The following is a 13,980-nucleotide window of genomic DNA, read 5'->3' on the forward strand; positions in this document are numbered from 1 at the left end:
GAAGCCGCCGCGTGGCACGTGCTTACTGCTTCGGACTCAAGCCGCCGTATGCATCTTGACCCAGGCCACGTATTTGTCGACGAAACCTTGCAGGAATTTGCGGGTGTCGTCGTTGATGATTTTGCCGGACGCGTCGATCGCGTCGGGATTGTGCTTGATGAACATCTCGGGCTGACCCAGCGTCGGCACATCGAGATAGGCGAGCACGTTGCGCAGATGCGACTGCGACAACGCCGTGCCGACCGCGCCGACCGACGTCCCCGCAACCGCGCCGGGCTTGCCACCCCATGCGCTTTGCCCCCACGGACGCGAACCCCAATCGATCGCGTTTTTCAGCACGCCGGGCATCGAACGGTTGTATTCGGGGGTTACGAACAGCAGGCCGTCGGCGGCGGCGATGCGCGCCTTGAAATTCAGCGCCACTTCCGGATAGTCGGCATCGTAGTCCTGGCTGTACAGCGGCAAGCTGCCGATGTCGAGAAACTCAAACGAGAAATCCGCCGGCGCGAGCGAGATCAGCGCCTGGGCAAGTTGCCGGTTGAACGAGTCGCGGCGCAGGCTGCCGACGACGACGGCGATGTGATAAGCCATGGTTCGTGTCCTCTGGTTGGGCGCGTGGCGCGCAGAAAGTACCGCCCGTTCATCATAGGCAATCGACACCAAATGCGCCCGTTCGCTGCTCGTGACGCGCCTGCGAGCCTTGATGCATGGGCCGCGGAGGCCGAACGGTGGATAACTTGCCCGATGCCAAAGTTATCCACAATTTTTCTGAATAACCTTGTGGATAAGTGGGAAATTTGTCTTGTCTATCAACACTGTTGTCGCAATTACGAGATTGTGAGCAATCGTCTGTTGGATAGCGCTCAAAAGCCACGACGGAAAGCGCTCCGCGCAATGCGTGGTTTTGCACTGAAGGAGGTGTGACGATGAACGATCCGAAAACCACTGGACGCACGCCCGACCACGCCGGGAAGGCACAGGACGAACGATTCGGCGCGCGCACGGGTGAAACACCGCGCTCGCTGGAGCCGCCCGGCGGAGAAATGGCGAAAGAAGGTACGCAAGCCGACGCGTCGCACGGCTCGGGCGAACTGTCCGCGCGTGGCAAGGAGGTCTGGCGAAAAGGTGCAGGACTCGACGGCGGCGGTCGCGAGAACGAGCGCAAGAAGTGACGGTAACGATGCGAGGTTTCGCGTGATTTTCAGCACGCGCAACCGCGTTTGACGCCGGTCGTTGCGCCGGAGTCCAAAGCAAAAAAGGGCGCCTCAGGCGCCCTTTTTCATGATGCTTTCGCTGCTGTTGATTCGGTTTGCTTAGTTACCGAAAAACACGTTGCAGTACGAAGCCGGGCCCGAGCACTTGTTCGAGTCGGCGGCGTGAGCGACGCCCGACACAGCGGCAAACAGGGCGGCGGTAGCGATCAGGGCGGTCAGAATGCGTTTCATGGTGTTGTCCTCAATTCGGCGTTTGTCTGCGATCGGTGTCGATCGGATGGGCGAAGAATACCGATCCGATGTGCTGACAAACATAGCGAAGTGCGGAAGACATCATCTCAATCGACGCAATAATGGTTTTCTCACCAGTTTTGCCTCGATCGCTACGGGCGAACGTACGTAGTAGCGTTGCCCGATATCCGCCGATCGGCGAATTTTTCATCTATATCGAAAATCGCAATAATGATTTACGCAAATCACGGCTAATCGCCGTGAGTACGGTTTATCGTTCGCCGGGCGGCGTCGAACGATAGCGCTCGAAAAACGATGCGTGCGACGAATCGTCGACGCCCTCGTGCGGCGTGGTACTGGCGGGATGTTTGGCGAGTTGCGCTCGCGGGCGGATCGGGCGTGACTGGAAGTTGCCGCCGCAATTCGGGCACACATTGCGCAAGCGCGTCAGCGCGCAAACCTCGCAAAAAGTGCATTCGTACGTGCAGATCATCGCGTCGGGCGCGTTCGGCGGAAGCGGCTTGCTGCACGCTTCGCACGACGGTCTCAGTTCAAGCATCACAGGCTCCGTGCAGGGTGACGCGCGCGGATGCGCGCGTCGGCTGAGCCAGTGTAATCAGACGGCGCGTCGCCGGGATGCCAGGTTGGCATCAATCCGTGCCAGCGCGCCGCTGCGACCTGCGGCGCTCAGGTGAGCATGCCCCACAGCACCAGCGTCAGCCCAAGTCCGACGACCGAAACAATGGTCTGCAAGATCGACCACACGAAAACCGTCTGCTTCAGTTGCAGCCCGAAGTATTCGCGGACCATCCAGAAGCCCGCGTCGTTGACGTGGCAGAAGAACACCGAGCCTGCGCCGATCGCGAGCGCCATCAGCGAGTTATGCGTCGTGCTCAATCCGGCGACGACCGGCGCGACGATACCGGCGGTCGTGGTGGTGGCGACCGTTGCCGAACCCGTCGCCTGACGCAACGCGACGGCGATCAGCCAGGCGAGCAGGATCAACGGCAGATGCGAACCGACGGCGATCTTGCCGATGGTGCCGCTGATGCCGGCGATCACCAGCGTCTGCTTCAGGCCGCCGCCCGCGCCGATCGTCAGCAGCAGCGCGGCGATCGGCGGCAAGCTCTTGCGCAGAATGCCGCCGACGCGATCGCGCGCCATCCCGCGCGACCAGCCCAGCGCGACGATCGCGAACAACACGGTCAAACCCAGTGCGATCAACGGTTCGCCGAGGAAGTTGAGCGCGTCGAACGCGAAGGTTTCCGGCTTCAGCGCCAGTTTCGCGACCGTGCGACCCAGCATCAACACGACGGGCAGCAGAATCGTAATCAACGAAATGGCAAAGCCGGGCGGCTCGGCGGCGTCGTCTTGCGTCGAAAACAGCTTCGACATTTCTTCCGGTTCGACCACGTGCATCCGCTTCGACAACCACATGCCGTACAGCGGCCCGGCGAGAATCACAGCGGGAATCGCGACCAGCAAACCGAGTCCGAGCGTCAGGCCGAGATCGGCATGCAATGCGCTGACAGCGATCAGCGGACCCGGATGCGGCGGCAGCAGTGCATGCAGCGTCGTCATCCCGGCCAGCGCGGGAATCGCGATGCGCAAAATGGGCTGTTTCGAGCGGCGCGCCATCACGAAGATGATCGGCACCATCATCACCAGACCCACTTCGAAGAACAGCGGCATGCCGATGATGATCGCGACCAGCGCCATCATCCACGGCAAGGTGCGAGGCGTCGAATGATCGAGGATGGTCGAGACGAGCCGGTCGGCCGCGCCGGATTCGGCCATCAGCGCACCGAGCATCGCGCCGAGCGCGATGATGATGCCGACGTCGCCCAGCAGCGCGCCCGCACCTTTGCTGAATGCGCCCGCGACCGCTTCGAGCGGCAATCCGGCAGCGAACCCGGCGGCGAACGTGCCGACCAGAATCGACAGGAACGGCGCAAGTTTCAGCGCACTGATCGCGACGATGATGATCACGAGTCCGAGGACGCACGACAGGATCAGTTGCGTGTCGTGGGGCGCCCACGGCATGAGTGTGGTGGTTGGATGCACGATGTTGTTTCGGTCCTTCTGTTCTGTTCGGGTGGCGAGCGCACGTCTCCCGCGCGCGGGTGCGGCAGATTGTAGCGGTGGCGGCGGCTCCGGCGCAGCGACATGAGCAAGCGGCCTCGCGAAACAACGTAGTCGAGCGTGATTTGCTTATGCGAATTTATCGGTTCGCGACACTGTGGCAGCGGCTTATCGTTCGATTCAACCGGTCCGCTCTAGCGACCGATCTTCTTTTATAGCTGCCACCATGTCCGATACTTTTACGTTGAATCGCCGTTCGTTCCTCGCGCTCGCGAGTGCTTCATTCGCCGCGCTCGCGGTGCCGTCGCTGCCGGCATTTGCCGCGTCCGATCCGACTTCGCGTCCGAAGGAATTGCGGATCGGGTATCAGAAAGCCGCCAGCACGCTGGTTCTACTGAAGGCGCACGGCACGCTGGAGAAGCGGCTTGCGCCGCTCGGGATCGCGGTTAAGTGGACGGAGTTTCCCGCTGGTCCGCAATTGCTCGAAGGGCTGAATGTCGGCGCGATCGATTTTGGCTACGTCGGCGAAGCACCGCCGGTGATCGCGCAGGCGGCCGGCGCGAATTTCGTCTACACCGCCTATGAAATTCCGACGCCGCACGCCGAAGGCATCCTCGTGCCACAGAATTCGCCGATCAAAAGCGTCGCCGATCTGAAGGGCAAGAAGATTGCGCTGAACCGAGGATCGGATGTGCACTGGTTCGTGGTCGCCGCGCTCGAAAAAGCCGGCGTTCAATACGCCGACGTTCATCCGGTATTTTTGCCGCCGGCCGATGCGCGCGCGGCGTTTGAAAGCGGATCGATCGATGCGTGGGCCGTGTGGGATCCGTTCCTCGAAGCGGCGAAACGACAGACCCAGGCGCGGCTGCTGACCGACGCAGAGGGTATCGCGAGTCATCATCAGTTCTTTCTGAGCGCGCGACCGTACGCGGAAAAATATGGCGACGTGCTGGCTGTGGTGATCGACGAGGTCGGCAGGGAAGGGGCGTGGGTTCGCGGGCATTACAGCGAAGCCGCCGCGCAACTGGCGCCGATTCAGGGTTTGGACGCGAGTGTGATCGAGACGGGCTTGCGACATTACGCGCACATCTACAAACCGGTCGATGCGACCGTGCTCGCGGAGCAGCAGCGAATCGCGGATGCGTTCGTGAATCTGCGGATCATCCCCGCGAAGATCGTGACGAAGGATGCGGTGCTGGTGGCGAAGGGGTGAGGGTGCTTTTTTGAGGCTGTTTTTACGCGCGCGCCTTTGACGACGCGGGCGCGTTGATGCGTTGCTTTGTGCGTTACGCGAAGAGCGCGTCGACGTTTTCCGGCGGCCGACCGATCACCGCACGTCCGTTGCGCACGACGATCGGTCGCTGCATCAGGATGGGATGACTGGCGATGGCTTCGTAGATTTCGGCGTCGGTGAGTTTCGGATTCGACAGGCCGAGTTCCACGTAGACGGTTTCAGTGTCGCGCACCATCTCGCGAACGGAACAGCCGAGAAGCGCGTTCAACGCTTCGAGTTGTGTAACGGTCAGCGGATGCTTCAGGTATTCGATGACTTCGACGGGCTCGTTGGCCTTGTTGTGTGAGGCGATGACGTCGAGTGCCCCGCGCGATTTCGAGCAGCGGGGGTTGTGGTAGAGGGTGATCATTTTTTGGTGGGTGCGGTTGGAGGTGTTTTGGGGATTGTAGCGGCGGGGGAGGGTGGATGTGGTGTGCGGTTTGATTGGGGGAGGGGCTGGGGTGATGTTTCTTATATATTTTTGTTTTTTGTGATGGTTTTTATGGTTTTTTTGATGAAGGGAGTGGGGGAGAGGATGTGTTGGTGGGTTTAGCGGGTGTGGGGCTCGGCGCCCGCGGGGGAGTGTGAGGATCTGTTCCAACGCCTGTCGAAACCTCAAGTTTGGTGGGTCAACGATGAGGCGGGCGAGTGTGGTCGGGGTTGTTGACGATGCCGATGGGTGCCTCGGAGCTTGTGTTGGTCCCGATCACGTAGTCTCTTGATTGCCGGGTTTTCAGTGTGAGGTCGAGGTGGCATCGGTGTGCTGATCGGCGGTAGCGTTAAACGAAGTCGCAGGCGGAGATTGAACCGGAGGCTCGGCGCCGGGAGGCGTGCGGTTAAGCAAGCACGCCGAATGCACGGACGGTTTATGAGCTGGCACCGCGTCCTATCGTAGCCGCGCTACTGTCGAATCGGCATCAGATCAACTTGTGATCGTTTGAACGCCTGAGTCCCAATGCGATCCGCTGTTGCCGCTGTTGCCGCTGTTGCCGCTGTTGCCGCTGTTGCCGCTGTTGCCGCTGTTGCCGCTGTTGCCGCTGTTGCCGCTGTTGCCGCTGTTGCCGCTGTTGCCGCTGTTGCCGCTGTTGCCGCTGTTGCCGCTGTTGCCGCTGTTCGAGCGCCCGGTCGCGCCCGGGGCGGGGCGCTCAGTTTATGCGCATAAAGACCACCTCACCTTCGGTTGGCAGCGAAGTGAATGTAGCGCAGGTCACGCCGTCACCCCCAAGTCCCAAAATTCAAAAAAACCGGGTGCCCAGACTCGGCGAGCCCAGATTTCCAAGAAAGAGATCGCTTCGCCGAATCCCGAGGCATAGCACGCAGGGCAAGTCCACGTTACAGCGCGTCGCACATCTTGCCGCGAACCACACCGTCAGCATTCAATGGATTGAGCTCATCGCCAGCATCCTCATCTGACTCAATAAGCGCGCACGCGCCTTATCTCCTTTCCCCTGCGCTCCCGCCCAGCTCACCACTCAAGCACCTTTATGCGCATAAACCTTAGCCGAACGGTCTAATTTAAACGCAAAGAAGACAATTCAATTGAATTTCAAATTCAGCAAGGTAAAATCCAGCAGCGGATAAAAAGAGGAGGTGAAACTTGGCTGCAGAAATCATCGCGGTAACGCAACAGAAGGGCGGGGTAGGGAAGAGCACGATCGCGATGCATCTCGGCGCCGCTTTTCACGAGCGCGGAAAACGCGTTCTGGTTGTCGACGCCGATGGCCAAAACACCTTGGTACATTGGGCCAGCGCGTCGTCGGACGGAGATTCGGGGATTCCGTTTCCTGTCGTCAATCTCTCCGAGGCTGGCGGCCAGATCCATCGCGAAATCAAGAAGTTCGTCGGGGACTATGACATCATCGTCGTCGACTGCCCGCCGTCTATCACCGAGAAGGTGTCAGGTGTTGTGTTACTCGCCGCAACCGTTGCCGTGATTCCGACGTCCTCGTCGCCCGCCGACTACTGGTCGAGCATAGGACTGGTGAAACTTGTTCAGCAAGCACAGGTCATGAACGAAGACCTTCGGGCCGTATTCCTTCTCAACAAAACGGAAGAGAAGCGCATGCTGACACGCGAACTTAAGCGCGCCCTCGAAGAACTCGGCTTCCCGCTTCTCAAAACCCAGATTCCCACGCGCGAAGCGTACAAGCAGGCGATGGCTCTCGGCCAGACCGTTTTGCAGATGAACGATCGCGGCGCGAAGCTGGCGAGTCTCGAAATTCGCGCGTGCGCGGAAGAGATCGCAGCCTTGCTCCCATGAATTTATGCGCATAAAGATAGGCCCCTGAATGAAACCCTCTCAATTTGCCAAAGGCTTCCAGGCGCGTCCGGACACCACGAGTAGCGAGAAGCGCACGGCGCTAGACCGCCTGAATGCCATCGATGGACTAGTTAAAGATGCGCCCGCACGCGCAGAGCCTACCGGCCGTTCCAGTCAGCCGGCGGAGCAAACCTCGGCACCGGAAAGCGATGCGCTCGATCTGCCGAACGAATCCGCTGAATATCGCGCGTGGCGTATCGAACATGGATATCGTCCCGGGCAGGTGATCGAACTTCCACTGAAGACCATTAAGGCAAGCCCGTTCAATCCGCGCCACTTTTACCTGAAATCGTCGATTGCCGAACTCGCGGTGAACCTCGCGAAGCAAGGCCAGCAGCAGGCGATTCACGTCATTCCCGATTACGAAAACCCGGGCACCTACTTCGTCAGCGACGGCGGCCGACGTGTCCGCGCGTTGAAGGAAGCCAACAACGAAACCGTCAAGGCGATCGTTATCGATCTTCCGATCGGTCTTCAGAGTTACAAGCTCGGCTACGACCTGAACGTCCAGCGCGATTCGCAGACGGTTTTCGATAACGCCGTCGTCTGGAAACGATTCCTCGAGGAGCGCCATTTCCAGAGCCAGAAGGAACTGGCCGAGCACCTTGGCCTCGATGAATCGACCGTCGCCGTTGCGATGTCCATCGCGAAGTTGCCTGAAACGGTGATGCAGGAAATGGTCGCTCGCACCGATCGATTCGGCTCGAACATGGCGTATCAGGTGGGCCGTTATCATTCGGCGCGCGGCGCCGACGCCACGCTACGGCTGATCAACAAGATCGTCTCCGACGATTTGAGCACACGCCAGGTCGCCGATATCGTCAAAGGCCGGGTAAGCGCGCAGGAAAGCGTCAAACCGGTTGGGCGTCAGCGTTACGCCCAACGCCTCGACATCAAGATAGAAGGGGTGTCGGTTGGTGATTTGAAGTCTTACGGCGATGACCGCATCGAACTGCGGTTGAAAGGACTGTCTCGCGACAAACGCGACGACATTCTGCGCCAGATCGAAAAGATGCTTTTGCCGAAGTAACGTTGCCAAAACAGGTCGGCGCCCATTGCAGGCGCCGACTTTCAACCGATTCAGACTGCGCGCGACTGGCTCAACGTGAACGAGAGCAGATCGCCGTCAGTCGGTTCACCCCACGTCTTCCGGGCCAGCCAGTCGAAGAATGCCGTTTCGGCCAACTTCGAATCAAGCCCGCGACGGCGCCAGTCATCGCGCATATGCGCGCCCAGATCCGGCAGTTCGTCTTCTTCGAACGATTGACGCGCCACATCGCGCTCTGCGTCGCCCTGTTCCTCATACAACGCGCGCGCCTCTTTGCGCCGATACGCCGAGTACTCGCCCAAAAGCCGCGCTTTCAGATCGTCGGCGGGCGCCGCCGGCGCACCGACTCGCGCGGCACCCGGTGCGGCAGGCAACGCTTCGACCGGCGGTGCGTAGCCCTTCTTCAGCGCGTCCTTGAACAACGCCGGCGCGCTTCTGACCGGCGGCAACGACGTGCTGCGCATCCGTTGCTCGGTCATCTGCAGCGCCGCGCGGATGCGATTCTCCTCACTGTCCGCGTAGAGCGTCTGCGCCTCTTTCAGCGGAATGCCGATCTTGACCATACGGTCGACCAGCGTGCTGTCGAACACGTTCGGATGCTCGTCGAGGGCGAGCATCGGCTGCTTGCGCTCAGTGACGCGAAACTGGATTTCAGCGACACGTCGACCTTCGCGATGCTCGATCAATTCGACGAAAATATTCGTCACCGCGTTCACTTCGGCGATCGCCGGACGCAAGTAATCGCGCTTGAAATATTTATATTCGCGCTTCGCTTCGTCGCCGGCTTCAGTGTCGGGCGTGCCGGACAGAATCGGGCGCCACCATTCCCACGCCTCGCGCATCGTCAGATGACTCGGATTGGTCAGGTATCGCACGCAGATTTCGTATAGCGCGAGGCCGGCGCTACTGCGCAGCTGGCTTTGAAACTGGAGGCTCAACCGCGCGTATTGGACCGGATCGAGCAACTTCTTTTTGATCTTCGGCGCGAACGAAAACTCCACCCAAACGCGGCGAGTGGTCGGATCTTCGAGAATTTCGGCGTCGGCGATCAGCGTGGAAATGCCCCACTTGCGCCCGGGTTTCTGGCTCGACGTGCCGGTACTCCACTCCACCTGGACCGACACCATGCGTCGCAAGTGTTCTTTGACGAGGGCCGTGTCGTTCGAATCGAACGCGGAGTTCGCGACGATGTCCGACAGAAGTGCTCTATAGGTGTCGCCGGATTCATCCGCCTGCTGCGCGACCGCCAGCAGCACGTTGAACAATTTCCGGGTCAACAATGTGATTTTGCCGCTCTTCGGCTGAATCGCAATCGCCTCGACGGCTTTGCGCAATTCAGCGGTGCTTGGCGTCACCACATCGGTTTTCTTTGCGCGTTTAGTAGCCATGCGTCAGGTCGAGGATGGATTTCGCGAAAGGATACCGGCTGCGGTGAAGCGCGTCTATAGCGTGGATCTCACCATCGCCGGTGATTGCGACTGACGAATCCCAGCTCACCTCCACTGACTCCCGAAAACCCTCACCCGTCATGTTTTACGCCAGGTTCGCGGCATCGTTGCCCATCGCGGGACACCCCAAAATGCCCCGATTTTGACGGCGCAGTTAACGGGGAGCTAAGTCTCCCGAATTCCCTCACCTTAAAAATTCCGATTTTCAGGACGTTTGATCGACGAAAGGACCCGACGTGGTCCGCGATGTCGATTTTTGCTCGTACGGAACATCGAAGGGCCGATCGGCGCTTGCTACATTGCCCCAATCCCAAACCAGGGATCTGGCGACTACGCGCAACAGCGTTTTCCTGGCAGCCGGGTCCTTCGACGCTCGGATCGGCTAGATCAGGGCCACAGCCAGCCCGCTAGCCTCTTGCATGACGATCCACAAGGCACGAACAGGGCCGAGCCGCCGCCGGCAGGTACACCGCCTCCGCACGCACGCCCATTGGGGGCACTCGATCTGCAGAATCCGAGTTCGCCGCTGTTCCAAGGGATCGCTGAGCCGCCACCAAACTACATGAGCGCGGTCACCCGAGATCATCCGGCGCATCGCGCCGTTCCGCTGAAGCCACTATTGGTCCCGAAAAGTCTCACCTTCGACGTCCACCAAGGCCCGTCCGACCATTGCTCAAGCCAATCCAGCCCGAAATCCGCCCGTTTTTCGTTCCCGAAAACCCTCACCTTTACCCCTCGAACCGCCTCGAGATCCTGTCCACAACGGGCGACCAACGCCTCCCGAAAACCCTCACCATTCGAATTCAACATGAGAATATCCAATCGTTTCAGCCACTTGGAAGGCACATCTCAAGCAGTGCGCAAAAAGATATGTCCCGAATTCTCTCACCTTAATGTCTGATCGATCGTCAGGTGAGTGTCCCTCACACGCGTTTCGCACTCTCCCGAATATCCTCACCTTCAGTCGCAGTTCCATTTGGTGTCTTCGGGCGGAGCGGCCCTAACCACGGGCGTTTCCGGGCAGCTGGAAGCTGAACCAACGCCAATTCACCCCGCAAAACGCTGCCAAAAACCTTCCGAATACGCTCCTGAAAAAGCTCACCTGAGGCATTCAAATGTCCCATCGAAGCCCGAATTCGTCGTCAGCAACCGCATCTCCCGAATTCCCTCACCTCATCACTTCGGGGCCAACCCCTCGCGCCGCACCCGCTACCGCGCGCCACTCAAGACAGACCTCAGCTCCCGAAAAACCTCACCTCAACCCATCGATATCGCCAAAACGTCGATAAAACGGCACTCGTGCCCCGAAAAACCTCACCTTCGAATGTCATTTCGTCCCGAGATCGCTCACCAATGCTCAAAAAAGCATCACTCCGACCGCCAAAACCACCTCAAAAGCCCTTCCCGAACCCTCTCACCCGCTCCGATTCATTGCCTGTCCCCCAAATCCCGCGTTCTCGGGGCTTAGCGCGACGCGAAGCCCCGAAAAACCTCACCTTTGCCAGGAGGGACTTTTTCAGCGGCTCCCGAACCCGCTCACGTTCTGTCCTGCACCCACTCACCGACGCCCCCGAACCCCATCACTGCACCATCCCGCACAATCTCACCACCCCTCCCGTAAACCTTCACCTGACCGCCCGGAATCCCTTACCAGGTAAGGCTGAGCGGTGGCGTTAACGTTTTTAACCTAGGTTCAAAGGTGTTTACTTTTACTACTCTCTACACGCGCCCCGCGAGCTCTCCGAGAAAAGCTCTCCACCCCCACCCATCTCTCCACCTCTCTTCGTGAAACAACTGCCAAAATTTGCTCACCAGCAAAAACTGCTTTGCAACCAGTTACTTACGTGCCATTCTTCGCTTTGTTTCACGAACGTTTGTCGCTTTGAACAGCTACGAGCGACGAAATCACCCCATGCGGCATCAATCCAGAACACGTCGCATCTGATTTCGATAAAACGTAGTATTTGATACGTAAATTGTTATGATTCGCCCAACTACGATCCGTATGAGGGAAAAATGAACCTGGACGATGAACGCCGCGCCATTCGGCAAGAACTCGAAGTCATGCGCGAAAACGGCGCGCGTCGACAGGAACTGTCGCAACACGCGTGCAAGCGCCTGTTTTTCGACCTCGGTATTCGTCCGTCGATGGCTGCGGTTCGCGATCTCACCCAAACCGGTAGCGCGAGCGACATTCCTAAAGACATCGACAATTTTTGGGAACGGATCCGCACCGCGTCGCGCGTAAGAATCGGCGCGGGAAATATTCCCAAAGTACTGGAAGACCGCGCGGGCGAATTGCTGGGTGCGTTGTTCGAGGAAGCGCTGAACCACGCGCGCACGACCTTCGACGACGACCGGTCGGATATGCAAAGACTCGTCGCCTCAGCCGACGAAGAAAAACGCGAAGCCGCGATCCGTCTTGAAGCATCGGATGAAGCGATCCGGCGCAGCGACGCGCGCGCCGACGCTGCGTGGGAAAAAGTCCGCCAGCTGGAAACCGAACTTGCGTCGATCCAGACTCACGGTTCGGCGCACCACGACGGCTTGCAAGCCAGCGTTCGTCGACTCGAGGCCGACAACGAGGCGCTGCGCAAGCGTTTGGATACCGAACAGGCGACCAATGCGACGCTGCGCGACCGGATCGACGGCTTGCACACGGAAATGCGCAAAGGCGCCGAACACTATGCGCAGCAGATCAAGGACGCCGTCGCCGAAGCCGAACGGCGCGTGAAGCCGATGCTTGTCGAACTGGATTCGTTGCGTGGTATGGCCGCGACCTATCAGTCGGGCGTGCGTGACGCGAGCCGCAAGGAATTCGACTTTATTCAGCAACTTGCCGCAGCGAAAGCGCGCGGCGATCGTCTGGATGCGCTGAACCGCGAGCAATCGGATGAACTCGACGCGCTGAGCAAGGAAGTCGTCGAACTGCGCGAGCAACAAGGCGTCGATCCGGACATCGCTACGCTGTTGTGCGAGTTGGCAGGATCTGGCCGCCTGAAACCGGACGAGTTGTCCGCGATCGGGACGACGCTCGACGGCCATGTCACGTTGCCGCTGCGGTGTCCGAAGTGTGAGGAAGGTGAGCCGGAGCTATCGACGGTCGATCACCAGTTTGAATTGCAATGTCCGGAATGCGAGCATTCGTCGGGCGCCGGGCAATCACGGCTGGAGGCTGTCACGCGTTTCCTGTCATCGCAGACCGCGTCTGCAACAGCGTAAAGACGTTTTGGCTTGCCGCATCATCAGACAGAATGCGGTGAGCCGATGCAGGATCACGAAGGTGAGTGTTTTCGGGGGGTGAATTGATCGCGTTTGCCGCCCGTCAACGCTGTGCGGGTTACGCGATGCCAGCGTTGAGATCTTCTTCCTCGGTCAGATCCTGCTGATCGTTCCAGGTTTTCCACGCCCGATGCAAGCGGTTCGACGACACGGGCTGAACGAATCCCAACCACTGTCCAACCTGTTCCGGTTCGACACCGTTCTCGAACAACTCGGCCGCAAATGTGTTGCGCAGTGTTTGCGGACTGGCGCGAGATTCCCGCAATTTCGTGACACCGGCTGCATCGACGAGCGCGTCGATTGAGCGAAGCATCGTTGCCTTGTGCATCGGACGACCGGACGGCGCTGCGGGAAAAACCAGATTGCCCGCCAGTTCGGTCAAACGACGTTCGGCCAGCCATGCATCCATGATCGCAATCGCAAATTGCGACAGTCGGGTCCGACGCGTCAACGCGGGATTCGCCGATTCCACCGTCACCCAAGCCGAACCCGGATTCAAGCAACTAACCGAGATCGACGCCGCTTCGCCGGTTTTCAAACCGCCGCCTAAAAAGACAGCAATCAGTGCACGGTCACGACGTTCGCGCCAACGTTGGCCGGGCGAAAGATTCGTCACGGGCGAGAACAGATGCGCGACCAGCAACGCGCGTTCGGCGCTAGTCAGAAAGCCGGTTGGCTCATTATCGCGAGCGTTGCGCCACGCGGCTTCGCCGTCTTGCGCGATAAAACGCGCGGGATTCGTCGACGCAAGTTCAATCTCGCGAACGTGATCGAGCACCCGCTCGATCAAGCGCAAGTATCTGACCCGTTGCGGTTTTTTTATCTCCAGTCCGCTGACGAAATCGGCGATCGTCGGCATGTCGACGCTGATCAGATGCTTGTTTCTCAGGGTTAGCCAATCGAGAAACTGACCCCACTGCGCGCGATAGACATCGGCGGACGATTGACGAAAACTCTGTTTCGAGAGCCAGGCGTCGAACGCGATGCGAGGATCGCGTCGCCAGTCTTCCCGTTCGCGATCGAACAGGTCGCCAGCGGTCGAAGTGGGCCCGGCAGGATTGGACGTGGACATCGGCATTTTC

At 59.5% G+C, this 13,980-nt stretch carries 13 protein-coding genes; 6 read left to right on the forward strand and 7 right to left on the reverse strand.

Translation table 11 applies throughout. The features are described 5' to 3' along the window. Positions 1-36: 36 nt before the first annotated feature. On the reverse strand, positions 37-591 hold the full coding sequence (locus tag PW947_RS07215) for an NADPH-dependent FMN reductase (RefSeq protein WP_299630425.1): 555 nt from the start codon (positions 589-591) through the stop codon (positions 37-39). A gap of 335 nt (positions 592-926) precedes the next feature. On the opposite strand from PW947_RS07215, the gene PW947_RS07220 reads away from it, so the two are divergent. Continuing rightward, on the forward strand, positions 927-1,172 hold the full coding sequence (locus PW947_RS07220) for a hypothetical protein (protein WP_299630426.1): 246 nt from the start codon (positions 927-929) through the stop codon (positions 1,170-1,172). Positions 1,173-1,313: 141 nt separating this feature from the next. Here the strand turns inward: PW947_RS07220 and PW947_RS07225 are convergent, their stop codons facing one another. The 3 genes from PW947_RS07225 to PW947_RS07235 all read right to left on the reverse strand — a co-directional run bounded on the left by PW947_RS07225 (position 1,314) and on the right by PW947_RS07235 (position 3,509). Continuing rightward, positions 1,314-1,445 carry a hypothetical protein gene (locus tag PW947_RS07225; protein ID WP_299630427.1) on the reverse strand — a complete coding sequence of 44 codons (132 nt, stop codon included), beginning with the start codon at positions 1,443-1,445 and terminating at the stop codon, positions 1,314-1,316. 271 nt (positions 1,446-1,716) lie between these two features. Continuing rightward, a complete protein-coding gene (locus tag PW947_RS07230) occupies positions 1,717-2,004 on the reverse strand; it encodes a DUF1272 domain-containing protein (protein ID WP_299630428.1) in 288 nt (95 codons plus the stop codon). Between the two features lie 128 nt (positions 2,005-2,132). Continuing rightward, complete coding sequence (locus PW947_RS07235) at positions 2,133-3,509, reverse strand: gluconate:H+ symporter (protein WP_299630429.1); 1,377 nt, start codon at positions 3,507-3,509, stop codon at positions 2,133-2,135. Positions 3,510-3,753: 244 nt separating this feature from the next. On the opposite strand from PW947_RS07235, the gene PW947_RS07240 reads away from it, so the two are divergent. Next, positions 3,754-4,740 (forward strand): sulfonate ABC transporter substrate-binding protein, encoded by a 987-nt coding sequence (locus tag PW947_RS07240; RefSeq protein ID WP_299630430.1) that lies wholly within the window; start codon positions 3,754-3,756, stop codon positions 4,738-4,740. A gap of 73 nt (positions 4,741-4,813) precedes the next feature. Here the strand turns inward: PW947_RS07240 and arsC are convergent, their stop codons facing one another. After that, positions 4,814-5,170 carry an arsenate reductase (glutaredoxin) gene (gene arsC / locus PW947_RS07245; protein WP_299630431.1) on the reverse strand — a complete coding sequence of 119 codons (357 nt, stop codon included), beginning with the start codon at positions 5,168-5,170 and terminating at the stop codon, positions 4,814-4,816. Positions 5,171-5,768: 598 nt separating this feature from the next. Between arsC and PW947_RS07250 the strand changes: the two genes are divergently transcribed. From PW947_RS07250 to PW947_RS07260, 3 genes are all read left to right on the forward strand, one after another. Beyond that, a complete protein-coding gene (locus PW947_RS07250; protein WP_299630432.1) occupies positions 5,769-6,113 on the forward strand; it encodes a hypothetical protein in 345 nt (114 codons plus the stop codon). A gap of 284 nt (positions 6,114-6,397) precedes the next feature. Continuing rightward, positions 6,398-7,060, forward strand: a complete 663-nt coding sequence (parA, locus tag PW947_RS07255; RefSeq protein WP_299630433.1) for a ParA family partition ATPase — start codon at positions 6,398-6,400, stop codon at positions 7,058-7,060. 28 nt (positions 7,061-7,088) lie between these two features. Then, the gene (locus PW947_RS07260) at positions 7,089-8,150 is read left to right on the forward strand and encodes a ParB/RepB/Spo0J family partition protein (RefSeq protein ID WP_299630434.1); all 1,062 of its coding nucleotides are present in this window, start codon (positions 7,089-7,091) and stop codon (positions 8,148-8,150) included. A 50-nt stretch (positions 8,151-8,200) separates the two neighbouring features. Here PW947_RS07260 and PW947_RS07265 read toward each other — a convergent pair whose 3' ends face one another. Continuing rightward, complete coding sequence (locus tag PW947_RS07265) at positions 8,201-9,556, reverse strand: replication initiation protein (protein ID WP_299630436.1); 1,356 nt, start codon at positions 9,554-9,556, stop codon at positions 8,201-8,203. A gap of 2,076 nt (positions 9,557-11,632) precedes the next feature. On the opposite strand from PW947_RS07265, the gene PW947_RS07270 reads away from it, so the two are divergent. After that, positions 11,633-12,838: a DNA-binding protein gene (locus tag PW947_RS07270; protein WP_299630438.1), complete on the forward strand. Its 1,206-nt coding sequence runs from the start codon at positions 11,633-11,635 to the stop codon at positions 12,836-12,838. 118 nt (positions 12,839-12,956) lie between these two features. On the opposite strand, the gene PW947_RS07275 is transcribed toward PW947_RS07270, so the two are convergent. After that, positions 12,957-13,970, reverse strand: coding sequence for a site-specific integrase (locus PW947_RS07275; RefSeq protein ID WP_299630440.1), 1,014 nt, complete (start codon positions 13,968-13,970; stop codon positions 12,957-12,959). Positions 13,971-13,980: the final 10 nt, after the last annotated feature.

It is taken from the genome of Paraburkholderia sp., assembly GCF_028283785.1.
In the GTDB taxonomy this organism is placed as follows: Bacteria; Pseudomonadota; Gammaproteobacteria; order Burkholderiales; family Burkholderiaceae; genus Paraburkholderia.

Coding starts and splice junctions, on each gene's coding strand:
- PW947_RS07215 (WP_299630425.1), bottom strand. CDS start 591: ATGGCTTATCACATCGCCGTCGTCGTCGGCAGCCTGCGCCGCGACTCG.
- PW947_RS07220 (WP_299630426.1), top strand. CDS start 927: ATGAACGATCCGAAAACCACTGGACGCACGCCCGACCACGCCGGGAAG.
- PW947_RS07225 (WP_299630427.1), bottom strand. CDS start 1,445: ATGAAACGCATTCTGACCGCCCTGATCGCTACCGCCGCCCTGTTTGCC.
- PW947_RS07230 (WP_299630428.1), bottom strand. CDS start 2,004: ATGCTTGAACTGAGACCGTCGTGCGAAGCGTGCAGCAAGCCGCTTCCG.
- PW947_RS07240 (WP_299630430.1), top strand. CDS start 3,754: ATGTCCGATACTTTTACGTTGAATCGCCGTTCGTTCCTCGCGCTCGCG.
- arsC (WP_299630431.1), bottom strand. CDS start 5,170: ATGATCACCCTCTACCACAACCCCCGCTGCTCGAAATCGCGCGGGGCA.
- PW947_RS07260 (WP_299630434.1), top strand. CDS start 7,089: ATGAAACCCTCTCAATTTGCCAAAGGCTTCCAGGCGCGTCCGGACACC.
- PW947_RS07265 (WP_299630436.1), bottom strand. CDS start 9,556: ATGGCTACTAAACGCGCAAAGAAAACCGATGTGGTGACGCCAAGCACC.
- PW947_RS07270 (WP_299630438.1), top strand. CDS start 11,633: ATGAACCTGGACGATGAACGCCGCGCCATTCGGCAAGAACTCGAAGTC.
- PW947_RS07275 (WP_299630440.1), bottom strand. CDS start 13,970: ATGTCCACGTCCAATCCTGCCGGGCCCACTTCGACCGCTGGCGACCTG.